Annotated in this window: 28 protein-coding genes; 4 read left to right on the top strand and 24 right to left on the bottom strand. The window is 28.7% G+C overall.

The genetic code is table 11. The annotated features are described in order from the left end of the window. The 10 genes from AVANS14531_RS07105 to ccoG form a co-directional block, all read right to left on the bottom strand. Positions 1-1,084, bottom strand: a 1,084-nt coding sequence (locus AVANS14531_RS07105; protein WP_336611849.1) for a cache domain-containing protein, incomplete at its 3' end; no start/stop codon positions are given. Positions 1,085-1,388: 304 nt separating this feature from the next. Continuing rightward, the gene (locus tag AVANS14531_RS07100; protein WP_336611848.1) at positions 1,389-2,330 is read right to left on the bottom strand and encodes an asparaginase; all 942 of its coding nucleotides are present in this window, start codon (positions 2,328-2,330) and stop codon (positions 1,389-1,391) included. Then, a complete protein-coding gene (gene hemE / locus AVANS14531_RS07095; RefSeq protein ID WP_336611847.1) occupies positions 2,323-3,324 on the bottom strand; it encodes a uroporphyrinogen decarboxylase in 1,002 nt (333 codons plus the stop codon). The genes AVANS14531_RS07100 and hemE overlap by 8 nt, the downstream gene beginning before the upstream one ends. Before the next feature lie 9 nt (positions 3,325-3,333). Then, the gene (locus tag AVANS14531_RS07090; RefSeq protein ID WP_239816984.1) at positions 3,334-3,858 is read right to left on the bottom strand and encodes a YqhA family protein; all 525 of its coding nucleotides are present in this window, start codon (positions 3,856-3,858) and stop codon (positions 3,334-3,336) included. Next, positions 3,859-4,818 (bottom strand): bifunctional diaminohydroxyphosphoribosylaminopyrimidine deaminase/5-amino-6-(5-phosphoribosylamino)uracil reductase RibD, encoded by a 960-nt coding sequence (ribD, locus tag AVANS14531_RS07085; RefSeq protein ID WP_336611846.1) that lies wholly within the window; start codon positions 4,816-4,818, stop codon positions 3,859-3,861. It lies immediately after the preceding gene. Positions 4,819-4,825: 7 nt separating this feature from the next. Next, a complete protein-coding gene (locus AVANS14531_RS07080) occupies positions 4,826-6,166 on the bottom strand; it encodes a TolC family protein (protein WP_336611845.1) in 1,341 nt (446 codons plus the stop codon). Continuing rightward, positions 6,159-9,299 carry an efflux RND transporter permease subunit gene (locus tag AVANS14531_RS07075; RefSeq protein ID WP_336611844.1) on the bottom strand — a complete coding sequence of 1,047 codons (3,141 nt, stop codon included), beginning with the start codon at positions 9,297-9,299 and terminating at the stop codon, positions 6,159-6,161. Before AVANS14531_RS07075 ends, AVANS14531_RS07080 begins: the two co-directional genes overlap by 8 nt. A 2-nt stretch (positions 9,300-9,301) precedes the next feature. Then, a complete protein-coding gene (locus AVANS14531_RS07070; RefSeq protein WP_336611843.1) occupies positions 9,302-10,438 on the bottom strand; it encodes an efflux RND transporter periplasmic adaptor subunit in 1,137 nt (378 codons plus the stop codon). Between the two features lie 56 nt (positions 10,439-10,494). Continuing rightward, positions 10,495-11,088, bottom strand: coding sequence for a TetR/AcrR family transcriptional regulator (locus tag AVANS14531_RS07065; RefSeq protein WP_275583443.1), 594 nt, complete (start codon positions 11,086-11,088; stop codon positions 10,495-10,497). Next, positions 11,067-12,407: a cytochrome c oxidase accessory protein CcoG gene (ccoG, locus tag AVANS14531_RS07060; protein WP_336611850.1), complete on the bottom strand. Its 1,341-nt coding sequence runs from the start codon at positions 12,405-12,407 to the stop codon at positions 11,067-11,069. Before ccoG ends, AVANS14531_RS07065 begins: the two co-directional genes overlap by 22 nt. A 147-nt stretch (positions 12,408-12,554) precedes the next feature. Here ccoG and rpsU point away from each other — a divergent pair, with 147 nt between their 5' ends. The 4 genes from rpsU to AVANS14531_RS07040 are packed head-to-tail and all read left to right on the top strand — an operon-like array spanning position 12,555 to position 14,269. Continuing rightward, positions 12,555-12,767 carry a 30S ribosomal protein S21 gene (gene rpsU / locus AVANS14531_RS07055; RefSeq protein ID WP_239816989.1) on the top strand — a complete coding sequence of 71 codons (213 nt, stop codon included), beginning with the start codon at positions 12,555-12,557 and terminating at the stop codon, positions 12,765-12,767. A 34-nt stretch (positions 12,768-12,801) separates the two neighbouring features. Next, the gene (locus AVANS14531_RS07050; protein ID WP_336611842.1) at positions 12,802-13,218 is read left to right on the top strand and encodes a helix-turn-helix domain-containing protein; all 417 of its coding nucleotides are present in this window, start codon (positions 12,802-12,804) and stop codon (positions 13,216-13,218) included. An 8-nt stretch (positions 13,219-13,226) separates the two neighbouring features. Continuing rightward, complete coding sequence (locus tag AVANS14531_RS07045; RefSeq protein ID WP_336611841.1) at positions 13,227-13,796, top strand: UPF0323 family lipoprotein; 570 nt, start codon at positions 13,227-13,229, stop codon at positions 13,794-13,796. Then, the gene (locus AVANS14531_RS07040; protein WP_239816992.1) at positions 13,796-14,269 is read left to right on the top strand and encodes a methylated-DNA--[protein]-cysteine S-methyltransferase; all 474 of its coding nucleotides are present in this window, start codon (positions 13,796-13,798) and stop codon (positions 14,267-14,269) included. The genes AVANS14531_RS07045 and AVANS14531_RS07040 overlap by 1 nt, the downstream gene beginning before the upstream one ends. A 69-nt stretch (positions 14,270-14,338) precedes the next feature. Here the strand turns inward: AVANS14531_RS07040 and AVANS14531_RS07035 are convergent, their stop codons facing one another. The 14 genes from AVANS14531_RS07035 to gmk form a co-directional block, all read right to left on the bottom strand. After that, a complete protein-coding gene (locus AVANS14531_RS07035) occupies positions 14,339-14,623 on the bottom strand; it encodes a metal-sulfur cluster assembly factor (RefSeq protein WP_239816993.1) in 285 nt (94 codons plus the stop codon). After that, a complete protein-coding gene (locus tag AVANS14531_RS07030; protein ID WP_336611840.1) occupies positions 14,620-15,744 on the bottom strand; it encodes a hypothetical protein in 1,125 nt (374 codons plus the stop codon). The genes AVANS14531_RS07035 and AVANS14531_RS07030 overlap by 4 nt, the downstream gene beginning before the upstream one ends. A gap of 9 nt (positions 15,745-15,753) precedes the next feature. Beyond that, a complete protein-coding gene (locus tag AVANS14531_RS07025) occupies positions 15,754-16,074 on the bottom strand; it encodes a hypothetical protein (protein WP_336611839.1) in 321 nt (106 codons plus the stop codon). Positions 16,075-16,224: 150 nt separating this feature from the next. Further along, entirely contained in the window at positions 16,225-17,217 is a 993-nt protein-coding gene (locus AVANS14531_RS07020; protein WP_336611838.1) for a c-type cytochrome, read from the bottom strand. Positions 17,218-17,367: 150 nt separating this feature from the next. Beyond that, on the bottom strand, positions 17,368-17,529 hold the full coding sequence (locus AVANS14531_RS07015; RefSeq protein WP_336611837.1) for a hypothetical protein: 162 nt from the start codon (positions 17,527-17,529) through the stop codon (positions 17,368-17,370). A gap of 139 nt (positions 17,530-17,668) precedes the next feature. After that, positions 17,669-17,974, bottom strand: a complete 306-nt coding sequence (locus tag AVANS14531_RS07010; RefSeq protein WP_336611836.1) for a hypothetical protein — start codon at positions 17,972-17,974, stop codon at positions 17,669-17,671. Positions 17,975-17,985: 11 nt separating this feature from the next. Beyond that, entirely contained in the window at positions 17,986-18,450 is a 465-nt protein-coding gene (locus AVANS14531_RS07005) for a hypothetical protein (RefSeq protein WP_336611835.1), read from the bottom strand. A 208-nt stretch (positions 18,451-18,658) separates the two neighbouring features. Continuing rightward, the gene (locus AVANS14531_RS07000; protein ID WP_336611834.1) at positions 18,659-19,729 is read right to left on the bottom strand and encodes a hypothetical protein; all 1,071 of its coding nucleotides are present in this window, start codon (positions 19,727-19,729) and stop codon (positions 18,659-18,661) included. A gap of 159 nt (positions 19,730-19,888) precedes the next feature. After that, positions 19,889-20,827 (bottom strand): carbon-nitrogen hydrolase, encoded by a 939-nt coding sequence (locus tag AVANS14531_RS06995; RefSeq protein WP_239817000.1) that lies wholly within the window; start codon positions 20,825-20,827, stop codon positions 19,889-19,891. Positions 20,828-20,829: 2 nt separating this feature from the next. After that, positions 20,830-21,765, bottom strand: coding sequence for an agmatine deiminase family protein (locus AVANS14531_RS06990; RefSeq protein ID WP_336611833.1), 936 nt, complete (start codon positions 21,763-21,765; stop codon positions 20,830-20,832). Beyond that, positions 21,765-22,829 carry a YeiH family protein gene (locus tag AVANS14531_RS06985; RefSeq protein WP_336611832.1) on the bottom strand — a complete coding sequence of 355 codons (1,065 nt, stop codon included), beginning with the start codon at positions 22,827-22,829 and terminating at the stop codon, positions 21,765-21,767. Before AVANS14531_RS06985 ends, AVANS14531_RS06990 begins: the two co-directional genes overlap by 1 nt. Further along, a complete protein-coding gene (gene argS / locus AVANS14531_RS06980; RefSeq protein ID WP_336611831.1) occupies positions 22,826-24,418 on the bottom strand; it encodes an arginine--tRNA ligase in 1,593 nt (530 codons plus the stop codon). The genes AVANS14531_RS06985 and argS overlap by 4 nt, the downstream gene beginning before the upstream one ends. Then, complete coding sequence (gene tatA, locus AVANS14531_RS06975) at positions 24,418-24,648, bottom strand: twin-arginine translocase TatA/TatE family subunit (protein WP_239817004.1); 231 nt, start codon at positions 24,646-24,648, stop codon at positions 24,418-24,420. Before tatA ends, argS begins: the two co-directional genes overlap by 1 nt. Position 24,649: 1 nt before the next feature. Further along, positions 24,650-25,261 carry a guanylate kinase gene (gmk, locus tag AVANS14531_RS06970; RefSeq protein ID WP_239817005.1) on the bottom strand — a complete coding sequence of 204 codons (612 nt, stop codon included), beginning with the start codon at positions 25,259-25,261 and terminating at the stop codon, positions 24,650-24,652. Between the last annotated feature and the right edge of the window lies 1 nt (position 25,262).

The raw sequence follows: 25,262 nt of genomic DNA, 5'->3' as shown, positions 1-25,262 counted from the left end.
CTTCATCTTTTAATAATGATTGCTTTGTTTTTTCAATGTTTTCATTGATTGCTTTAGCCATAGAACCAAATTCATCTTTAGAATATAAATTAATTTTATTTGCATCCTCTTTTTCATGATTTAAAAAATCAAAAAATTCATTTAAACCTAAGGTTATTTTTGATAAAGGTTTTAAATAAAAATTAATAGTATATGTTAAAAATCCAACCATAATAATCAAAAATATTAAAAAACTAATCAAAGTAGAATGTCTAGCATCTGCAACCGATTTTGTTATAGCACTTTCTAAAATTATCGTGCATATACTAAAACCACTTAAATCATTAACTATACAATAAGCCAAATATTCTTGATTATCTTTTATAAATCTAATATGATTTAAATTACTATTAGATTTAAGCTTATTAAGTTCTTGATTTAACCCATTTAACCACTCTGGCTTGCCTAATTCTTTCGTATTTTCACTAGCAATTATTTCATTGTTTTTATCAAGAATTAAAGTGCTAATATCTTTATTTGATTTAATACTTGTGATAATATCGCTAAAGTCATTGATTAATATATTTCCACCAATTACAGCTGCAATTTCATTATTTATAAATACTGGAGCAAAAATAGTTGTAGCTTGTTTGCCACTTGAAACATCTTTATAAATTGATGAGTTACTTGCTCTTCTTAATTCATTAGCTTCTTTAAACCAAGCTCTAGTTCTTCCATCAAAATTAGGAATTAATCTAAAGCTTAAATCTGGTTCAGCCTTATAAACATCACCATTTGCAAGACCTATGAAAAGTCCTTGAAAATCTAATATTTTATTATCATTTGAAATGATTTTTTGAATAAATTCTGGACTTAAATCATTAGCCTCTTCAAAAGTTTTTGCAATTTTTTCAATCTGCTCTATACGAGTTTTAATATACTCATCAATATAAGCATTTCTTAACTTTAAATCCCCAGCAATTGAAGAATCATAATTGCTTATAATTATACTTTCAGTTTTATTGCTTTCTAGATAAGACAATACTAAAAGTAAAACAACAAATAAACTTGCAGTAGATAATGAAATTTTGTGCGAAAGTTTCATTGAGAGTTCCTTTAATTTTGAAATTGAATACTAATTTTACCCCCCCCCAAGCTTAAAATTTTCTGAATTATGTGTAAAATTTACACAAATTTTGATTAAATCTTTAATTTTAATTGTAGATATATTCAATTTAAGATAATTTTAATCTTTTATATAAATAAAAATAACAGAATTTGAAATAGGAATTAAGATTTTAATTTATATAAAATATTGTTTTAAATTCCTATTTCAAATTCTTTATTCATTTATAAAAAAGCTTTAAGTAAGATATTAAGAATTTGAATTGTTATTTCAAATTCTTAGTTTAATTAAATTGTTTTATTAAATCTTGTATTTGGTCTTTATTAAACCCTAAACTAAGTGCTACTAAAAGTAAAATTCTAGCCTTTACATCGCTTAAATATTCGCTCATAATTACGCCGTTTTTAGCTAAATCTATTTCAGCTCCAGCGTAGCCATAAGTTTTAAGCCCCGTTTTGCCACTTTCACATCTACTTGTCATAATTATAGGCTTTTTGATATTTTTTATACACGGCATATTTTTAGCCATTACATGCCCTGCTCCATAACCACTAAGTACTATGCCATCGTAATTATCACTAGCAAATTTAAGCAAATCATCATCATAATCAAGGCACATTTTTAGTAAGGCTACTTTTTTGTTTATTTTTTTTGGAAGTTCTAGTTTTAAACGCTTATAAAAATTATTAAATAAATAAAATCTATCTTCTTTAATTTCTCCTACCAAACCACGATTAAAGCTTGTAAATGTCTCTAAGCTAAAGGTATTGCTTTTATGAATAAAATTAGCTGAATGAACACTTTCGTTTAATACACATAAAACTCCTAAACCTTTTGCCAAATCGCTATTTGCTAAGATTATTGCACTATTAATATTTGCTAAATAATCACTTCCTAATTCGCTAGGATTTTTCATAGCACCCGTAAAAATCAAAGGCTCATCTAAATCCCAAAAAAGATTGCAAAAAAACGCACTTTCTTCAAGCGTATCAGTTCCTTGCGTGATTATTACTGCACGAGAGCCTTTTTTGATTTCTTCTTTTGCTAATACTAAAACTTCTAAAAGCATAGAAAAAGTAATATTTGGACTTGAAATATTGCTAAATGTAATTGCGTTTATGTCTTTAAAAGAATTTGTTAAATCATTTGCATTTAGGCTAGGGATTGCTCCCTCGCCACTGCTTAGCATAGAAATTGTTCCGCCTAGTGAAATTAGACTAAGCATTTCTTACGCACTCTATTAGGTATCTTACATTTTCTACAGGAATATCAGGTAAAATTCCATGCCCAAGGTTAAATATATGAGCTTTATCTTTTACTAATTCTTTAATAATGCTTACACCATCTTTAATAGCTTGCTTGCTATATAATCTACAAGGCTCAAGATTACCTTGTAATACATAAGGAGTTTTTAATGCTACTTGAAGTGGTGTGCTCCAATCAACGCCTAAAACATCAATTTTTGCCTCAAGACATTCAATAAATCCACCTACACCTTTAGGGAATGCTATTATTGCAATATGTGGATATTTTGTCTTTAAATATTCAGCTAGTTCGCTTATATATTTCCAAGAAAATTCTAAATACGCACTAGGTTCAAGCGCATTCGCCCAACTATCAAAAATCTGAATAGCATTCGCTCCTGCTTTTATTTGATTTTCGCAATATTCTTTTAAAACATGAGTTATTTTTGCTAATAATTTATGCATTAATTCTGGTTCTTGATAAAGCATTTTTTTACTTTTTGCATAAGTTTTTGAGCCTTGCCCTTCTATCATATAAGTTGCAAGCGTCCAAGGTGCTCCACAAAATCCTATTAAAGCTTTATTAGGGGCTAATTTTTCACGAGTTAGTTTTATAGCATCATAAACATAATTAAGCTTAGCGGCTGCTTTTATATCAAGTCTTGCTACATCATCGCTATTTGAAATAATCTCATCAAAAATAGGACCTTCACCCGCAGCAAAGCGTAGTGGCAAGCCCATTTCAAGTGGCACAACCAAAATATCTGAAAATATAATAGCCGCATCAAAGTCTAAAATATCAACAGGCTGAAGTGTAACTTCGCTTGCTAATTTATAATCTTTACAAAGGCTTAAAAAATCTCCTGCTTTTGCCCTAGTAGCTTTATATTCAGCTAGGTATCTGCCTGCTTGACGCATCATCCATATAGGCATAACATCACTTTTTTTACCAAAACAAGTATCTATAAAAATCATTTTTGCTCCTTAGTGCTCTTTTTTATTCTCTTTATGATCGCTCTTGTGTAAAGCCCATAATCCTAAGCAAATACACATAATGCCGATAGCTAGATATAGCATATCAATACTTGAATTAAACTTAAGGTTTAATGCGTGTTGGAAGAAATTAACAACCAAAACCATAACAATAACCTTACCAAGCTTGTCCTTTAGCTCATCTAAGCTATGCACTTCTAAAACTTTACTTTGTTTATATTGCTTAAACTCTTCAACATCGCTAATAAAAAGCTCATATATTCCAAAAGAAAATATATAAAATACCAAAGCCATTAAATATAAATCAACAGCTCCAACTATCATACTAACAGCTTCTTCGTGAATGTCTAAATCAGCTTTTTGAAAATAATAAGAATATGCGATTTTTATAACCTTATAAACATCAAAACTAGCTATAAAAAACAATATAAAAGCACCTAAAAGACCAAAAATTACAGGTAAAATTGTAATAAATCTAGAATTAACTAGAAATTTCTCAAAATACTTTTCTAACATTTATTTCCTTATTTCATAAAATCCGAATTGCTGAAATTCGTGGGGCTTATTATAAAAATCTTTTGTAGTACTTTGATAAATAGGGCTTAAACTTAGCTTAAAATCACTTGAATTATTATAGGTAGAATTTCCTTGTTGTAAAAATAACCAATCTATTTGATTTTTAAAAAGCTCTAAGGCATTAAAGCCGCCTTCTATCATCGCAAATTTTATATTTTTTGCTTTTAATTCTTCTTTTAGATTTAAAGGGTTTTTGCCAAATTCTACGCTTCTATTTGCTTTAAAAATATTAAGGAATTTGAATTCGGAATTTGGATTTTGAAAATGTTTTGAGAATATTAATAAATTAGGAGCTTTTTTACTAGTTGAAAATCTTGCATCAAGCATAGGATTATCAAACCTTAAAGTATTTCCACAAATTATTAAAGTATCAAGCTTTGAGCGAATTTCATGAAAATAAGCTCTTAAATATTCATTACTGATTGAGCCTTCATTATTAAAATTAAGATTAATTGCAAGTTTAAATAAAACAAAAGGCTCATTTTTAAGCCAAAATTTAAATGGTTTTATAAGCTCATCACACTCATCTTTTAATACGCCTAAAACCACATTTATACCTGATTTTCTAAGCTCATTTATTCCGTTTTGACTCTCATCACTTGAGCCAATAAAGACTTCTTTAACACCATATTTTATAAGTAATTCATGACAAGGTGGAGTGCGACCTTGCTTACTACAAGGCTCTAAGGTAACATAAAAAGTACTATCTTTTAATGCGTCTTTTCCATAATTTTCAAGTATTTCATTAACGCAAAGCCTTTCAGCGTGAAATGTGCCAGCGGCTTTATGTGCTTTAATAGATAAAATCTTGCCGTATTTATCTAAGACTAGACATCCTACGGCAGGATTTGGATAGGTTAAAAATTGATATTTCCAAGCCTCTTTTAAGGCTAGGCTCATATAAAAATCATTTCCTAAACTCAAGCTCTCTTACTCCAATAGCTTTATAAGCATCAATTCCAGCAGTAATTTTGCCTAGTCTTAAATCTATTTGCTCCATTAAGCTATTTTGTAAGGCTCTTTCGCTATCTAAGAATTCTAAAAAGCTTATTTCTCCTTCACTAAATTTAAGCTTATTAAACTCATAAATTTCTTCTTCAAGCTTAATAATTGCGTCATAATCTTTTAGTTTTAATTCTGCGTTATTGTATTGTAAAATCGCATCTTCAATTTCTTTTAATGCTGTTTTTACAACCTTTTCATAAGTTAAAACCGCATTATCTTGAGATAAATTAGCTCTAATTACTTGCTCATCTGTTTCGCCTAAATTAAATAAAGGCTGTAAAAGATTTGCACTGATTGTGCCTATTGGATCTGAAAATACCTTATGAGTATCTCCACTTGTGCTAATTCCTGCTCCTATTGTAAATGTAGGAAAGAAATTATCCCAAGCAATTTTTGCATTATTATGAGCTATTTTTACATTCAAAATTGCTTTTGCAATATCAGGGCGATTTGTCATCACTGAGCTAGGAACTGATTTTGGCATAACAAAATCATCTAATAAATCATTTGCGTATTTGATTTCTTCTTTTTGTTGATTTAGACCATAAACTAAAATATTTAAAGAGCTTTCATATAAATCACGCTCAAGCTTTAAGCTTCTTAATTTTGTTTGATTTAAGCTAGCTTGCTCTTTTGTTTGCAAAAGAACTGATTTTGTAATAAAGCCTAATTTATATTGCTCTTCTTTTAGTTTTAAAGTCTTTTCATAGCTTTTTACAAAGTCTTCTAAAATCTCAATTTTTTTATTTGTTGCAACGATTTTATAATAAAGATTAGCAATGCTAAAACCTATTGTTTGATAAGTGCTTTCTACATCAATTTCACTTATATTTGCACTAAATAAAGCATTTTCTTTTGCTTTACCAAGCTTATTTAATAAATCAATTTCATAAGATAAATTAAGCCCTAAAGTATGCCCGTAAATAGGTTTTGAATTATTAGCAATTCTTTCATTTGCATTTAAGCTTAAATTAACGCTAGGCTCTCTTTTAATTCCTGCACTAACAAGGTTTGATTCAGCGATTAAAAGATTATTTAAAGCCATTTTAACATCTTCGTTATTTTCCATTGCTATTTCTATCAAGCGATTTAAATTATCATCTTTTCCTAAAGCTCTCCAATTTTTTATCTCAAATTTTGTTTGAGTGTCTAAATTATTTGGAGTTTTTAACTCATAATTATTTACACTAGAGCAAGATATTAAAAATAAAGCAGCAAAGCTGCTTATAATAATTTTATTCATTTGTTTTTCCTTTTTTTCTCTTCAAGAAATCATTAAAACTTTCAAGCATATAGAAGAATAACGGAACAAATAAAATAGATACACTTGAAGCTACAATAATTCCACCAACAAGCCCAGTGCTTAGTGCGTGTCTTGCAGCACTTCCTGAGCCTTCACTAAATACTAAAGGCAATATTCCTATACCAAATGCTAAAGAAGTCATAATAATAGGTCTAAATCTAAGTTTAGCTGCTTTAATAGCTGCATCTTTTGTATTTAAACCATGCTTATATTTTTCTTCCATAGCAAACTCAACTATTAATATAGCATTTTTTGCACTAAGACCTATTAATAATAATAGACCTATTTGAAAATATATATCGTTATCTATGCCCCTTAAATAAGTTGCAGCAAGTGAACCAAATACAGCAAAAGGAACTGCAGTAATTACTGCTAAAGGCATTAACCATCTTTCATATTGAGCTGCAAGAATTAAGAATACAAACACCATTCCTAAAGCAAAAGCAGTTGAGCCTGAACCACTAGAATTTACTTCTTCATAAGAACTTCCTGCCCAAGCATAAGAATATTCATCTTTATTCATAGTCTTATTAAATACATCAACAATTGCTGCGATTGCATCACCACTCGTATAGCCTGCAGCTGGACTTGCTGTAACTTTTACAGCAGGGAAGAGATTAAATCTAGTTACTGAAAATGGTGCAACACTAGGCTTAATATCAACCACACTTGCTAAAGAAATACTATTTCCTTCATTATTTTTTACATAAATATTTTCAAGGCTTGATTTTTTATTTCTAAAATCTTCATCACCTCTTACATTAACTTGGAAGTTCTTACCTAAGGCTGTAAAATCATTAACATAAACAGAGCCAAAAATTAAATTTAAGTTAGTATATATATCACTTAAACTAAGACCTAAAATTTTAGCTTTTTTCTCATCAACGCTTACTTTTAGCTCAGGATAATCAGTGCTTAGAGTTGTTCTTGCTTGTGTTAATTCAGGTCTTTTTGAAGCTTCTGCAAGTAAAACATCTATATCCTTTTTAATTTCTTCATAGCTTTTACCTGATTTATTTTGCACATACATTTCAAAACCACCAGTAAGTGATAAGCCCATAATCGGTGGTGGGTTTAAGAAAAACGCAAATCCATCAGGGTCAAGCCACATATTTTTCATCCAAGTATTTGCTAAGTTTTGACTATCTCCATTAATACCTAAATCTTTTCTATCTTTAAAATCTTTTAAAGTAATAAATGAAATTCCTGCACTTGTAGATAATGCAGAGCTTTCAACATCAAAACCATTAAGAGAAATCATACTTTCTACTGCAGGATTTTCCTTAACCATATTGTAAATTTTATTATTGAAATTAATTGTTTTTTCTAACGAACTTGCTGATTTTAATTGTGATAAAACTAAAATAGCACCCTTATCTTCACTAGGAACAAGCGAACTTGGAATAATCTTAAGTAGTGCAAAAATCCCATAAAAGAATATCGCTACAACTATTAAGCTAGGAATTATATGGCGTAAAACTTTTGCCACTGCTGCTCCAAATAGCCCAGTACTCCAGTCAAAAAAGTCATTAAATTTTTTAACTAAATAAAACGGCTTATCTTCATGATCTTTTAACAATAATCCGCATAAAGCAGGAGTTAGAGTTAATGCAACAAAACCTGAAATACAAACTGAAATTACAAGAGTAATTGCAAATTGTCTTTGGATTTGTCCAACGAAACCATCTAAAAATGAAACAGGAATAAATACAGCACTTAAAACCAAAACAATAGAAATAACAGGGCCAGTTACTTCATCCATTGCTATTTTTGTAGCTTCTCTTACATCTTTAGTAATTCCACTTCTAAACACACGCTCAACGTTTTCAACCACAACAATAGCATCATCAACAACAATTCCTATGGCAAGAACTAGCGCAAAAAGCGTAATTAAGTTTATTGTAAAACCAAAAAGATATAAAAACGCAAAAGTTCCAAGTAGTGATACAGGAACTGCAATTAGTGGAATAATAGTTGCACGAAGGTTTTTTAAGAACATATACATAACTATTAAAACAAGTAAAATTGCTTCAACGAAAGTTTGAACAACTTCATTAATACTATCCTTAACAAACTCGGTTGTATCATAAGGCATATCATAAGCAATACCACTAGGAAAGAATGCACTTAGTTCTTTTAATTTATCATTTACAGCTTGTGCTACTGCAATTGCGTTTGCACCTGATTTTAGATTAATCATTAATGGAACCATTTTTTTACCATTATTAAGACCGGTAAAGCCGTAGTTTTTAGAACCAATTTCTACTCTAGCTATATCTTTTAAATATAAAATATTTCCATTAGGAAGTGCTTTGATTATGATATTTTCAAAATCACTAACTTTGCTTAATTTTCCTTTCGCACTCATTGAATACACAAATGGGCTTACTTCTTTTAAAGGTAAATCACCCATGCTTCCTGTTGGATATTGTGAGTTTTGCTCTCTTATAGCAGCACTTACTGCTGCAGGTGTTAAGTCGTATTTATTTAATTTACGAGAGTCTAACCATATTCTCATTGAATAATCTTTAGAACCAACTACGCTAACATCGCCAACACCATCAATTCTACTTAATTCATCAGCAATATTTAATGTAGCATAGTTGCTAAGATAAATCTCATCACGACTCTCATCAGGAGAATAAATACTAACAACAGCTAAAATACTAGAGCTTGATTCACTAACATTAACGCCTAATTTTTTAACTTCTTCTGGCATTTTAGCTGAAACACTTTGAACTCTATTATTTACATCAATTAACGCTTGTGAAGGGTCTGTTCCAACTTTAAAATACACGTTCATTAGCATCAAACCACTTGAGCTTGAACTTGAAGTTATATATATCATATCTTCAACGCCATTTATTGCATCTTCAAGTATACTTGCTACATTTTGAGATAAGGTAGCTGCATCAACACCTGAATAACTTGCGCTTACTTTAATTGTAGGAGAAGTAACATTAGGATATTCTTCAATAGGCAAGCCTTTCATTCCTAAAATACCGGCAATAGTTATAATGATTGAGACAACTATCGCAAAAACAGGTCTATAAATAAAAAATTTAGAAAACATTTTTATTCCTTAGTTGGCTCTTTTGAAGCTTGTTTTTGCATCATTGCACCAAATTCTGCTTTTGTAGCAACTTTTGCACCTGGATAAATCTTCTTATAGTTATTTAAAATAAGTTCATCATCAACTTTTAAACTACTATTGCTAGCATCAATTACTGCTATTTTTTCATCATCAAAAATAGCTTTAACATGAATTTGTTTTGCAGTATTTTTGTCTTTTATAAATACATAGTAACCATCTATATCTTGTAATAAATTTTCTTTACTAATTACTAAAGAATTTGCTTGAGTAATTTCGCTAAGCTTTAAGCTTACGAAAGTTCCTGCGCTTAATTCCTGATTTAAATTCTTAAATACCGCATAAGCTTTTGTGCTTGCTAATTCATTATAATTTGATACAAACTCAACTTCGCCTTCATAAGTTTTGCCATTTAAAATAAAACTTGCTTTAGCTTTTTTTAAATCGTTATTATTTCTTTTGATTTGTTCCATATTTGTATCTGATATAAAAAATGTTGCTTTTAAATTATCTTGATCTACTATTTGAACTAGCTTTGTATTATTTGCTACTGCATAACTTCCTATATCAATCAATGATGCTTGTAAATATCCATCAAAAGGAGCTTTTACGCTTGTATAATCATAATTTAATTTAGCTAGTTTATAAGATGCGTTTGCTTTATTTAAACTTGCTTTTGCACTCTTATACGCTGCTTCTTTTGCATCAAATTCCTTTTTAGATACTGCTTTTTTATTGTATAAATCTTTGGTTCTATTAAAATCAGCACTTGCATTCTCATAGTTTGCACGAGCAACACTAATATCAGCTAAAGCTAAATCTAAATTTGCTTTATATTGCTCATCATCAATTTTATATAATATAGTTCCTTTTTTTACAAAATCGCCATCTTTAAAAAGTATTTCTTTAATCTCGCCAGAAACTTTAGGCAAAACAACTACATCCTTACTTGCTTCAAGTTTTGCTGCATATTCATAGTAAATACTAGCATCTTCTAAACCTATCTTTTTTACATCAACTATTGATGGTGGCATTTCTTGCTTTTTTTGTTCTTTGTTTTCACCACAAGCTGCGAAAAATAACATACTTGCAACAAGACTTAATTTAATAATTTTCTTCATAAAATTTCCTTGTTATGATTTAAAATGTAATTATAATTACATTAAAGTAAATGAAATTACCTAATAGCTCGTAAAAATAATATATTTACATTTTTTACATGCTCACTTAATTCAGCTTTTGAAAATGTTTCTTTTGAATTAAAAATCAAATCAAATATTTTATTACTTCTAATCATAGAACAATACAAATTAGCTAAATCATAAGCACTAATTTCTTCTAAAACCTTTTTATCTATTTTTTGCTCAAATACCATGCACAAAAATCTAACAATCACATCTTTATCAGCCTTTGCACATTCTCTTTTCACAATTACATCTTTATAAGTTCTCTCAAGCACAAGCCTTAAAAACTTAGCATTATCCTCGCCTACGAAAAAATTACAATACTCATTACCAAAAACTTCTAAAAATTCAGGTAAATCTAAATGTATTTTTGAAGCGATTATATCCTTTAGATTATCAAGCCTTGTGTCTGCTCTAAATTTTAAAGCTTTTAAAAATAGATTGTTTTTATTTTCAAATTTTTTATAAATTGTAGCAAGTGAGCCGCCAGTAATTTTAACTATATCGTTTAAACTTGTATTTTCGTAGCCCTTCTCTAAAAATAGTTCAAGGGCTACTTTCAAGATTACTTCTTCTTTTCCTTCCATTTTTTCTCCTTAGGATAAATAAATATTGTATCTTGTATAGTAAATACTTTTTCATCATCTAAGGCATAAGCTTTTAGCTTGATATGTTTGTGGTGTTTTTTAACTTTTTTATTTTCGCTACTTAAAACAACTATTTGTTTTACTTTTTCACCAGCTTTTACTCTAAAATCTTTCTTTGGCTTTATTACTTTTATATCATCATCAAGTGATTGGATATAAAATCTATGGTCTTTATCGCTAGTATTATGAAATAAAACTAAATAAGCATTATTTACAATTTTTCCATCATCTTCTAAACTATAAAGCTCTGTTGTTCTATTTATATTTAAAAGCATTGTTTCTTTATGTTCTGCTTTATATACTAAACCAATAAACATAGCAATTAACACAACAACATAAATAATAGTTCTAGGTCTTAAAAGATTATATTTTTCTTTAGTCTTAATCTCTTTTGTGCTAGACCATGATATTAATGAAGGGCGATTAAATCTAGCTTGAACACTAGAACATGCATCAGCACACTCAAGACAATTTATACAATCAAGTTGCATTCCTTTTCTAATATCAATATGAGTTGGACATACCTTAACACAAGCTTCACAACCTATACACTCTCCACCCACAGGTTTTTTGCTAACTTTTAAGCCATCTTTATAGATTATTCCGCCACGACTTTCATCATATATAACGCTTTTTGTATCATTATCAAACATTACACTTTGAATTCTTGCATAAGGGCAAATATAAGCACAAAAATTCTCTTTAATATAAGTAATATCAAAAGTAATAAATAAAGATAAAAAGAATAAAATACCGATTAATATTAAGTGTTCGCTTGGCTCTTTTATATAAGCAAAGAAATCTTCAGGCGGTATAAAATACCATAAGAAGTTACTAGCTGCAATTATGCTAATAGGATAAAACAATGCAACGCTAAAAATCTTAGCAAATATTTTATCTCTTGCATTATTTTGCTTATTTTTTCTTCCACCATAAAGTTTAAATATTTTTGTTTGTATTAAATCTCTAAAAATTACTCTAAATATTGTTTGAGGACAGCTCCAAGCACACCAAACTCTACCTAAAAGATTTGTAATAAAAAATATAAAAACAAACATCATAATAAGTAAAAAAGGCATTAAATAAAGTTCATTTGTATTAAAAGATACAAAGAATAAATTAAGCATTTTCTTATCAAAACTTAATAAAAAAAGGTGATTACCATTAATCCTTATAAAAGGAGTAATGAAGATAATACAGGTTAAAATAGCATAAAAAACTACGCGTTTTTTAAAATAATTAGTAATTCTTAGCATAATCTCTCCTTAAATTTAACTTAATTTGTAAGTTTAAGATAATTCTAGTCTTTTAAAGTTAAGAATATTAAATTAAAAATAATTTTGTTTATTTACAATTTTTTTATAAATTAGCATTTTTTAATTTTACAACGAAAGGAAGTGATTGCCGTGCCAGGGATTAAAGTTCATAATAACGAATCTTTTGACGAGGCTTATCGCAGATTTAAAAAGCAAACTGATCGTAACCTAATCGTAACAGAAGTTAGAGCAAGACGCTTTTTTGAACCTATGACTGAAATTCGCAAAAAGCAAAAAATTTCAGCTAGAAAGAAAATGCTAAAACGCCTATATATGTTAAGACACTACGAAGCAAAGCTTTAATAAAAAGGGGTTCGCCCCTTTTTAAAGGTTAGTAATGAAACTTTTAGTAAAAGACGCTGCAAAATATCTAAATATAAGCAAAGAAGCCATTTATAATAGAATTAGAAGAGGCTCATTAAAATCAATCAAAGAAGATAACAAAACTTATGTAATAATAGAGCAAGAACAAAATAGCGTAGCTATTAAAGATGAGTTGTTAGAGCAAATTAGAATTTTAAAAATTAGCAACGAAGAATTAAGAAAAGAAAACGAAGAATTAAAAAATAAAGTTAATCTACCAGTAATTATAAAAGCAAAATGGATTTTAATAGATGAATATTTATTAAAATTTAAGAAAAAAAAGCGTGAAAAAATCAAAAAATATTTAATATCAAGACTTTTTAAAAGCAAAAGAATAAAGCTAGAAAATAATCAAGTTTTCATAAGAAACAAAAAACTATCAAAGATTTAGGAGGATATATGTTTAAGAATTTAAGTAATCTAAGCTATAAAGCAACCTTTGCAGCAATTAGTGCTGGTGCATTACTTAGTGCTTGTGGCGGTGAAGAACAAAGTCAAAACAAGGCTCAAGGTTCGTTTTTAATCATAGAAGAATATGCGCCTAAACAATATAGAATTAAAGATGAATTCCCAAGCGATGAAACAAGAGTTGTTTTAAAAGAGCTCAATGGAAATGAAAGAGTTTTAACTAAGGCTGAAATGGATGAGCTAATAAAAGCTGAGAATGCTAAAATTGAAGCTGGAAAAAGCTCACTAACAAATGAAAGCATAAGCTCAAATCATTCATTAGGAGAAGTTTTACTTAGCTCTGTTGCAGGTGCAATCATAGGATCTTGGATAGGAAATAAATTATTTGGCAATTCGCATTTTAATGCAAACAAAGCTACTCATTATCAAAACCCAAGCGCTTATCAAAGAAGCGTAAATAGCTTTAAAAGCACAACCGCAACTAGTGCTAATAAAAGTAGTGGCTTTTTCAAAAACAGCGGAAGTAGTAGCTCTACTAAAAGTAGTGGCTTTGGCTCTTAATGTATATTCAAACACTAAAATTAAAAGATTTTGTAATATTAATAAAAGCTAATGATGAATGCTTAATCTCTATTGATATTACAAATCTAAAAAGCCTAAAAGATAAACCAAATCATATTACTAAGCTAGCAAAAGATGAATTGCAAAATTATTTTAATGGTAAAAAATATGATTTCTCAAATATCAAGCTAGATTTAAGTAAATTCTCAGCATTTAGTCAAAATGTATTAAATGAATTAAAAAACATACCTTATGCAACAACAATAAGTTATAAAGAATTAGCCTTTAGAATAGATTCTAAAGCTTATAGAGCAGTTGGAACTGCCTTATCAAAAAATCCTTATTTAATCATTCTACCTTGCCATAGAGTAATTCGCTCTGATGCTAGTTTAGGAAGATTTACTTGCGAAGTCTCAAATATGAAAGAATTTTTAAATAAACACGAACAAAAATATAAAAGCACAAATATTTAAGCAAAAACACAAGAATTTAAAATAGGAATTAAAAGTCTAATTCCGAATTCAAATTCTTTGTAATTTATATTAAAAACTTAAAGCCTTTTTAACCTCATCACTAGCCATTTCAATACTCCAAGCAGGCTCAAAAACTAGATTGATTTCTACATTTTCTACTACTTTACTAACGGCATTTTTAACCCAAGTTATTAATAAATCATGCATAGGGCATGATTTGGTTGATAAAGTCATTGTGATTTCGCATTTATTATCACTTAATTTTATATCATAAATAAGCCCTAAAGCCAAAATATCAAAGCCAACTTCAGGATCAATTACACTGCTAATTGCATCAATTATTTGCTTTTTCATTTAAATCTCCTTATATAAGTAAAAAAATTAATCACATTAATAAAAAGCCCTATTAATAAAGCTATATATAAATAAACTAAAGGCTTAAAATAAAGACTAAAAACTAAAGCAATATTAATAAACATAGTAAAATACGCTACCTTGCCTAAAACCATATCGCTTAATAAAGGGACTTTGCATTTGCCAATTAGCTTTGAAATGAAGTGATACCAAATCAAAAAAGGCAAAATCTTATAAACATGAGCGATAATAAATGGCAAAATACAAGAAAATATTAATAATCTTAAAGTCATCGCAAAATCATTTAAAACAAATTCATACGAAGCCAAAATTGCCCCAACACTTGCAAAAACGATATTTAAATTCCAATAATCCTTAGCCTTTCTAGTCCTTAAATACAAAATATACAAGCACCACAAAACAAAGGCTAAAAATGAAAAAACAGCTATAAATTTATTAAAAAATGCAAAAAAATAAGAAATAAAACTAAGCCATAATAAATAATTTTTATGTTTATGAGTTAGTGCAAACATAGGCAAAAGAACGCTAGCTGCTCCAATGCAAATAAACAAAACAAAGCCAAGCATAAAATAAATATGCAAATTTAAAAACAATTCATATTCTAAAGCGATTGAGCCATTTATAATAAATACTAAAAAAACCGCACAAATTAAACCTAAAGCTAAAAACAAAACACCTAAAAACAAGGCACTTTTAGCTATATTTTTAAAGTCAAAAAATGATAATTTAAATAAAATAATAAAATAAAAAACACATAAAACTACTAAAATTACGCATACTTTTAATAATTCATAATTTAAAGTAATAAAAGCATAAATCATACAAGCTAGGCTTATATTTGTTGCTAAGGCTATCATAAATACGCCCTTTATGCCGATAAATGCTTTTTCATAAATTACTGAGCTTAGCTGATACAAGCTTCCTATTATTATATTTAAACTAAATCCAGCGAAAAAACAATGCAAAAATGCCTTAAATGAATAAGAATAAAAATCATCATTCGCATAAGAAAACAAAAATATTAAAGCAAACAAATAGCAAAATGCCATTATAAAATAAATCGCCACCACTTTAAATGGTGGAGCAAAAGCGTTTAACATAATTAATCCTTAAGGATGGTCTTTACAAGCTTCATCAAAATTATCATGCTCTTTAATTTTTGTAAAAACTAGCCAAAATAAGCCATCTTTTTGAGTAGTTTCAATCTCATAATAAGGTTTAACGCTAGGAAGTAATCCTAATGGATTTTTGTGATTTAGCATGATTAATTTTTGATTTGGCTTTAAGCTATTAAGTCCTACTCTTGCATTTATCATAGGCTCAGGCGGCATACATTTACTACTATCAAATGCTAAATATTCATCATTTTCATAAAACTCAACAGTAGCATTTGCTAAACTTACTTTTTTCCAAGATTTAAAATCAAACATTTTTTCTCCTTTTTTATTTTGCATTGTAAAAAAAGTTTTAAAAATTAATTTTGATTTTCATCAATTTTTGAAAAGTAATTTAGAAAATTAATTTCCGAATTCAAATTCTTTGCAGTTTTAAGGAATTTCAATGAAGAAATTCCTTTAATATCATTTCGCTTTACTTACCTTACCCATTTCAATATATGGTCCAAATCTATGCTCATTTACATCAAAATCATCATCATAAGGTGGCACATCCATATCAAGTGGCTTTGTTCTTCTATCAGGAAAATCAGCTTCACGATTAGCCTTTATAGGTCTTTGTTTTGAATTAATATATGATGCTACATCAAAGGCTTCTTCATCGCTTAAAGTTGCATCGCCTTTTGGCATATTGCCTTTAATATACTGAGCAGCTTTTATTAATCTATACATACCAGCACCAGTATTATAACTATCATCTCCCCAAAGTGCAGGATATACATAATATCCACCCCTTTGCTCATCATTTACAACACCCTCTCCGTTTTCACCATGACAGGCTGAGCATTTGTCTTCATAGATAGCTTTACCTTTTTTAGGGTCTGCTGCTCTATTTAATAATTTTATTTTAGTAAGTCCTTGCCCTTCAACCTTAGCACCAACAGGAACACCTTGGCTTAAATAGTGCATATAAGTTACCATTGCTTTCATCTCAGGCGAATTAATAGGTAGTGGCTTACCATTCATAGAGCGTTCCATACAGCCATTTATTCTATTTTCAATAGTTGCGATTTGATCGCCTCTTGCTAAATATTGTGGAAATCTAGCATAAATGCCTACATATCCAGCTTCATAAGGCACGGTTCCACCTGCTGCATGACAACTACTGCAAGATAGGTTGTTTCCTGCATATCTTTTGCTCTCATCTTTTGCTTTTGGTCCTATGTAATACGAAGTTTCATTCATTATTTTATTACCTAAGATTACAGCTTCAATGTATTTTGAACCCTTTGGCAATTTGCTCTCATCTAAATATCCATCATCATCCATAGCACTTGGCACTACCCAAGGAACTACTTTTGGCTCTTGTCCGGTGGCTGATTTTATCTTTGCTACACTTGGGTCAATTGCAAATACAGCTGATGATAATAAAAGTATAAAACTTAATTTTGTTTTCATAACTTCTCCTTAAATTGATTTATTAAATCTTAAAAAACCTATGTGAATTTTTTGTGAAAAATGGAGCGAATTTAGAAAATTTATTACAAAGATATTACAATTTTACAAAAAATAAATAAAACAAAAAGAATTTGAAATAGGAATTTGAAATTAAAGTTTTTCATAAATATAACCATATTTATGAAAATAAATTTTAAGCTCTTTTATATTGATATTATGATTATCTTTAAAATACTTTTCAAGCTCGTGATATTTTTCAATGCTTAAGATATTTATAATCTTTTCATCTTGCAATAAAATTACCGAGTCCATTACCTTATAGTGTTTTAGTTTAAGCGTAAATATATAATAAAATAATTTAAGAATAAAATTTATAAAGTATTGCAAGATAGTAGCAGGCAATAAAAAAAGCCATAAAATTTGAATTACTTCATGGGGTTTTGCTAATGAACTACCGAAAAGCTTTTGTATATCTTAAAAGGCTTATATAACTTTCTAAAACTTCGCCATTATTTAGATAATTAATGGTATTTTTAGTAATTATGATTTCTCTTTTACACTTTACAAAAGGTCTTATGTAAGGTAGTGCTAAAAATGGCATAATTATAAAAACATTTCTATGAAGTGAAGCGCTAGGATTATCTGTTAGAAAATATGCAATATAACTTATTATCATACAAACAAAAGCAGGTAAAAAATCAAAAAATGTATTAATATCCTTGATAATTACCGGCTCTTTATCATAATCTCTTTGCATATATTAAATGATTATTCTTTTATTATTTCATCTATTACATATACTTTATAGCCGTCAATTGTTTCCCAAGCACCAGAAAGATTATAAACATCTAATATTTCTTTAAGAAGATTTATTACTTCTTTTTCGCTTAATAATTCATTGTTTTTAATATCAAAAATACTCCAAACTTTATCATATAAAACACCATTTATTGTTATATCAAAATCATAATCAAGTATAACTTCAATCAAATTACCTTTATAATATAAAACCCACAAGCCTTTGCTAAGTCTTGCTCGCTCTAATTCAGGGTCTAAAAAATTATAAGCTTGCATTATAAAACAATCTAATTCTTCATCTATTACTATTCTTTTTTCATCAGGCAACATACGATTTTGCTTATAGTATAAGCTATCTGTATAATTGCAAAAAATATCTGTCATTTTGTATTTTTCATCAAGTTCTTTTGTAACTATTGCGTTCTTAAAAGCCATTGTTTCTCCTTAATTTTAAAATTTATTGATTATATCAACTATCAATTTAAAATAATTTTATACTTATTAAAATATTTCTAATTCCTATTTCAAATTCTCATAATTTTTTAAGGAATTTGAAATAGGAATTAGAAGTTTTATAATTACTTTGTTATGAGATTTATTTTTGTCTATATAATGCTAATATTTATAAAATCACCATTTAAATCTAATCTAAAATTTGCCATGTTTTTTTTAAATTTATTTCACAACCAAAAATTTTAAATTTATTACATCTATTAAGAGTTTTTTCTGAATATGGTTGATAAATTACATTAGATACCATATCTAAAATATCAATAAAAGTTATATTGTAATAATTGTTATATCTAATATGATTTAAATTATTAAATTTATGATAATTTAAAATATAATCACTACCCTTATACTCTATAATAAAAGTTTCTTTTGCTTCTTCGTAATATTTATTTGACATTTTCATTTTATTAGAATTTTTTAAAAGTTCTAATAGATTTTTATTCTTCATAGGATGATTGCAAAAATCTTTTTCTATAAATAATATATTTCCAATTTCACCTGATAAAGCTAAGTAATTTTTATCATCTAAAACTACATCACTTATAGTTATACTTTTATGTTTTTCTATGTATTTTTTACCTTTAATTTTACTTATAATATAAAGCTCATTATTTTTATCAACTTCTATAAAACGATAACTGACATTATCATTGCTATCATCTGAACTATAATCTTTTATATACTTATAAACTTTTCTATCAAGCCCTAAATCCCAGCAGTATTTAAGAGTATCTTTTACTTCTTGGCTTGCGTAAGGCTTAGCATCTACAATTTTTGGCTTTATTTTTATATCCTTATATCTAAAAAAATCTTGCCAAAAATTATTGAGTTTTAGTAATTTTCTACATTTTTCTGGCTCATCAATAAATCGTCCATGCTCATATCGCATATAGTTATATTTGTTGCATTCTATTGAGTTTTCTTGAATTACTTTTATATGTTCTAATAATTCTTTAGGATAGGTTTTTGAATTTTCAAGACTAGTGCTAAGCTCTTTTATTCTAACTTTATAGGCATTTATAATGCAATTATTATCATCTTTGCAATCACTAATGTTTTTTAAAAAATCATCTTGGTCTTGCTTTATTTCTTTGGTAATATAAGGAAAGTTTTTATAAATACTATCTAGCTCTATTTTTAACTTATTTATTTGATATGAATAAATATTTGCGATTAGTAAAATAGCTAGTATATTAAGCATTCAAACTCCTTTATTTTTCATATCATAGCATTTAAAGTATTAAAAATATTTATCAATTTTAATTGTTTTGCTACTTTTTGTAAATATGAAATTCCTATTTCAAATTCCTTGAATTTTAATGGAATTTGAATTAGGAATTAGGAGTTGGTTTAAAGTGTTTTAATCTTTTATAGCTCTTTTAGTTAAGTCATTATAGTGTTCAATTCTTCTATCTCTTAAGAATGGCCACCAGCGTCTTATTTGCTCGCATTTTTTCATGTCAATTTCAATCACAATTTCTAGTTCATCGCTTGTATTGCTTCTAAAGATTTCTTTACCTTGAGCGTCATAAATAAAGCTATTACCCCAAAAATCAATTCCATTTTTAGAGTTTTCTTTGCTTTGTTTGGTGTGAGTTGCTTCATCTTGAGTAATGCTACTTTCTCCGCTTAAAGCTACATCTTCAAAGCCCACACGATTAACCCCAACTACTGGCAAGCAATTTGCTATCGCATGACCTCTTTGAACCCCTAGCCAAGCATTTAATTGATCTTGCATGGTTTCGCTATCATCACTAACGCCGTTTTCATAAAGCCAACCAATAGCCGTAGGATATATTAAAATTTGTGCGCCATCAAGTGCCATAAGTCTTGCAGCTTCAGGATACCACTGATCCCAGCAAACAAGCACGCCTAAGCGACCTACGCTTGTATCTATTGCTTTAAAGCCTAAATCTCCTGGGGTAAAATAAAATTTCTCATAAAAATGCGGATCATCTGGTATGTGCATTTTACGATATTTTCCTGCAATAGAGCCATCACTTTCAAAAACCACTGCTGTATTATGATATAAACCTTCTAGGCGTTTTTCATATAAAGAAGTTACTAAAACCACTTTATTTTGCTTTGCAACTTCGCTCCAAAACTTTAAATCATCTTCATAATTTGCTGCTAAATCAAAATTATTTGTATTTTGAACTTGGCAAAAATAAGCATTTTGGTGTAATTCTTGCAAAATTACTAATTTTGCTCCCTTGTTTGCTACATTTTTTATTTTTTCTTTAGTGATTTCTCTCATATTTTCACTATATTTTTGAGATACAAGTCCGATTTTTAACATAATCAATCCTTAAAAATATTCATACAAGAACAATGAAGCGAGCCATTTTGTCTTACAAATACGAGTGCATTTACCATTATGATTTCGTGATTTGGTAATGCAGCTTGTAATTTTTCTTTTACGATTTCATCGTTTTTATCATCATAACAAGGAATTATTAAAGCATTATTTACAAAAACAAAATTAGCATAAGTGCAGCCTAATCTTTTTCCTTCATAATACTTTTTGCTAGGAATTGGTAAAGAAATTAAATTATATTTTGTTTTCTTAAGCTCATCTTCCATTGCTTTTAAACTTGCGTAATTTTCATCGTTTAAATCTTCGCAAGAACTATAAGCTATGGTGTTTTCATCAATAAATCTTGCTAAAGTATCCACATGAGAATCCGTATCATCTCCTATAATAACGCCATTTTCAAGCCATAAAACTTCGCTAACCTTTAAATGCTCTTTTAAGGTATTTTCAATTTCTTCTTTGCTAAGTTTGTTACGATTATCGTTTAATAAACACTCGCTTGTAGTTAGCAATACCTTGCCATTTGTATCAATACTGCCACCTTCAAGAATAAAATCAATCTTCTTTAAATCCTTTTTAAGATAGTTTTTAAACAAACTTTCATTAAAAGCATTATCAAGATTTGAGCTAAATTTATTTCCCCACGCATTAAAGATAAAATCCAAATTATTATCAATAGGACCAAAATCTCTTATCCAAGTATCATTTGTATTAAAACAATAAAACTCAATATTATTAAGCTTTTTAAACTCAGTTAAATCAGCACTTTCGTGATGAACTAATAACACCTTACAATGTTTAGAAATTGCCTTTGCAAAATCTAAATAAGAGCTTAAAATCTCTTCTAAATAAGGCGACCAATCACTATTTTTGTGAGGTAACGCAAGTAAAATATATTCACATTTTTGCCATTCTGCTCTCATTAACAAAACACCTTTATATAAGCATAAGCTGAAACTATTAGCCAAACGCATAAAATAATAGCCATAATGAATGGTTTAAGACCAGCTTTACTTAACATATCCTTTCTTATATTTACTCCAAGTGCAACCATACTAAGACTTAGTAAAAATGTATCAAATACGGCTATATTTGGTTTTATTACGCTTAATGCAAAATCAGTATTTAAAATAGGCATACTAGATACACCACAAGCTATTAAAAACCATATAGCAAACCAAGGAATTTGATTTAGGAAACTGCCGTTTTTTTCTTCTTTTTTAAAACCAAAACTAAGCATTATCAAAAACGGAACAAGCATTAAAACCCTTACCATTTTTACAACAATACTACTAGTAGCACCCTCAGCACCTATGCTTGAACCAGCTCCAACTACATGTGCAACTTCATGTAAAGTCCCACCTACTAAAAAGCCAAAAAGTCTTTCATCTAAAGCAAAAAAACTTTGTGTTAAAGGCAAAAGAAACATTCCTAAACTACCAAAAACAACAACAGTGCAAACCGCAACGCCAACTCTAGCAGAACCACTTTTAAGCACACTTTCGCTTGCTAAAACTGCAGCAGCTCCGCAAATACTAGAACCACTTGCAATTAATGCTGATTGTAAAAAGTCTATTTTTAAAATTTTTCCAACTAATAAACCAAAAAAGAATGTAGAAAATACAATAAAAGCAGCAAGCCCTACTCCACTTAAACCTATGCTCTCAATATCACTTAAAGATATTCTAAAGCCATATAAAATAATTCCAAGTCTTAAAACTTGCTTAGTGCAAACCCCTAAAGCTCCTGTTTTTTTAAGTAAGCTTACATTATGATGTGCGAAATTTCCAATAACAGCTCCCAAAACAACTGCGATTATTAAAGCTGATATTCCAAATTTCTTAAAAAAACTAAGCTCTCCTATGGCATAAGAACAAAATGCTAAGACTATTAAAACTACATAACTTTCTATTTTTTTACTTTTATAAATTTTATTAATCCCCAAAGCTACTTGCTCTGGGGATTTATTGTGTTTTTTATGGCTCATTCTTTTTCCATTCTTGTTAGTGCATTAATTCCTATTAAATCAAAACCTGTTTTAATACTTAATGCCACTTGAGCAAAAATCTTTAAATATTGCTCTTCATTTTCATGACCTACTACTCTGGTTTCATTGTAGATTTTATGAAATGAGCTTGCAATTTGTTTTAAATAATCACAAACTTTAGAAAGAGTTCTGCTATTAAAAGCATCTTCTAAAACATCATTTAAAGTTAAAGAATCAAACAATAAATTAAGTGCATTTTCATCATTAAAATTACTTAAATCAATATTAATTACATCATCAAAGCTCTTATTCGCTTTTGCAAAAATTTGATGAATTCTAGCGTGTGCGTAGTTTATATAAAATACTGGGTTTGAGCTATCTTGTTTTTTAAACTCATCAACATCAAACTCAAGCGGGCTATCACAACGCTTACTTATAAAAATATAACGCAAAGCGTCTGCTCCAATATCTTCTAAAACATCGCTAAATAAAATTACATTGCCTTTTCTTTTACTCATTTTATAAGGCTGGCCATTTTTTAACAAATTAACCATTTGAGCAAGTATTACTTCAAGATTGTTTGCATCATGACCTAAAGCACTCATTGCAGCTTTTACACGAGCAATATATCCATGATGATCTGCTCCCCAAATATTAATTACCTTATCATAGCCTCTACTTAATTTATCATCATGATAAACAATATCAGCTGCAAGATAAGTGCCTCTTCCATCTTCACGCACAATTACTCTATCTAAATCATCGCCGTATTTAGTAGATGCTAAGAATAATTTACCTTCTTTTTCGTAAGTTGCATTAGCATTTTTAAGCTTGTTTAAAGTTTCATCTAATTTAGAATAATAAGAAGTTTCGCTTACATAATTATCAATTTCAATTCTTGCATTTGCTAATGTTTGCTTTATTTCTTTTAAAACTTCATCTTTAGCTAAACTTGCAATTTCAGCTTTTTTACTCTCGTAATCGTTTTTAAATTCTTCGTAAAATTTAAAAGCAAGCTCTTGCATATATTCGCCACCATAAAAACTTTCTGGATATTCAACTTTTTCTTTTAAAACAAAGTCTTTAATAGCTAAAATTACGCTAGTTCCTAATAAATCTATTTGATTTCCTGCATCATTTACATAATACTCGGTATCAAATGTATAGCCTAAATGTTTTGCAATTCTATTTAAACTATCTCCATATATAGCACCCCTTGCATGACCTATATGAAGTGGTCCTGTTGGGTTTGCGCTTACATATTCAAGTAGTATTTTATAATCTTTCTTAGGACTTTTTGCAAAATCTTTAGGATTATTTAAAGCGTTTTTACATAATTTATCTAAAAATTCATTTGATAATTTGAAATTAACATAAGCATTAACAGCTTCAACACTACTAAAAATATCACAATTTTTAAGCTTGTTTGCAAAATCTTGAGCTATTTGATTTGGAGATTTTCTAAGCTCTTTTGCAAAGCTAAAACACGGCATTGCAAAATGAGCTAAACTTCTGTCTTTTGGACTTTCTAAACTAAAGTTACAATCTAATTCTTTACTTAAATATTCTTTAACACTATCCTTTAGCATTAGGCTTTTTGCTCGCTTTTTATTTCATTAGCCTCTGTTTTTTTTGTATTATCAGCTAATTCATCAACTTCATTAATACTTTTTGCTGGAGTATCATCAGCCATTTCTTTTTTGAAAGTTTTAATTCCTTTTCCTAAGCCTTTTGCAAGTTCAGGTAATTTCTTACCGCCAAATAATAACACTATTACAAGTAAAACTATAATCCAGTGCCATCCGCTACCTATTCCCATTTTATTCTCCTTTTTTCCATTCTGAAATAAATTTTTTGATATCTTTATTTAACACTTTTAAGTTTGCTGCTTGGTAAAGCAATTTAAGTTCTTTATAAGCTTTATCTAAATCATCATTAATTATAAAAAAGTCATATCTTCCGATAGCTTGAACTTCTGCTGTTGCATTATGAAGTCTTTTTGATATTACATCTTCACTTTCTGTCCCACGACAAACCAAACGTTCTTTTAATACTTTTTCATTCTCAGGACTTATGAAAACTGATAAAAAGTCTTTACCTAATTTATCTTTAACAATTCTAAAACCTTGAACATCAATATCTAAAATAACATTTTTACCATTTTCTAAAGCATCATATATTGGTTTTAATGGTGTTCCATAATAATTACCATGAACATTTGCATATTCTAAAAACTCATCATTCTTAATTCCTAATTCAAATTCTTCATGGGTTAAATAATAATAATTTACACCTTCTTTCTCGCCTACTCTAGGAGCTCTAGTAGTAGCTGATATAGAAAAATAAAAGTCATTATAATCTTGTGCTAAACGCTCTAATAGGGTGCTTTTGCCCGCACCACTTGGGCCTGATATTAATAAAATTCCTGCCATA

It is taken from the genome of Campylobacter sp. Cr9, assembly GCF_020138295.1.
Lineage (GTDB): Bacteria > Campylobacterota > Campylobacteria > Campylobacterales > Campylobacteraceae > Campylobacter_E.
The sequence above is the reverse complement of the archived record's forward strand: the minus strand, read 5'-3'. Positions and strand labels throughout refer to the sequence as shown.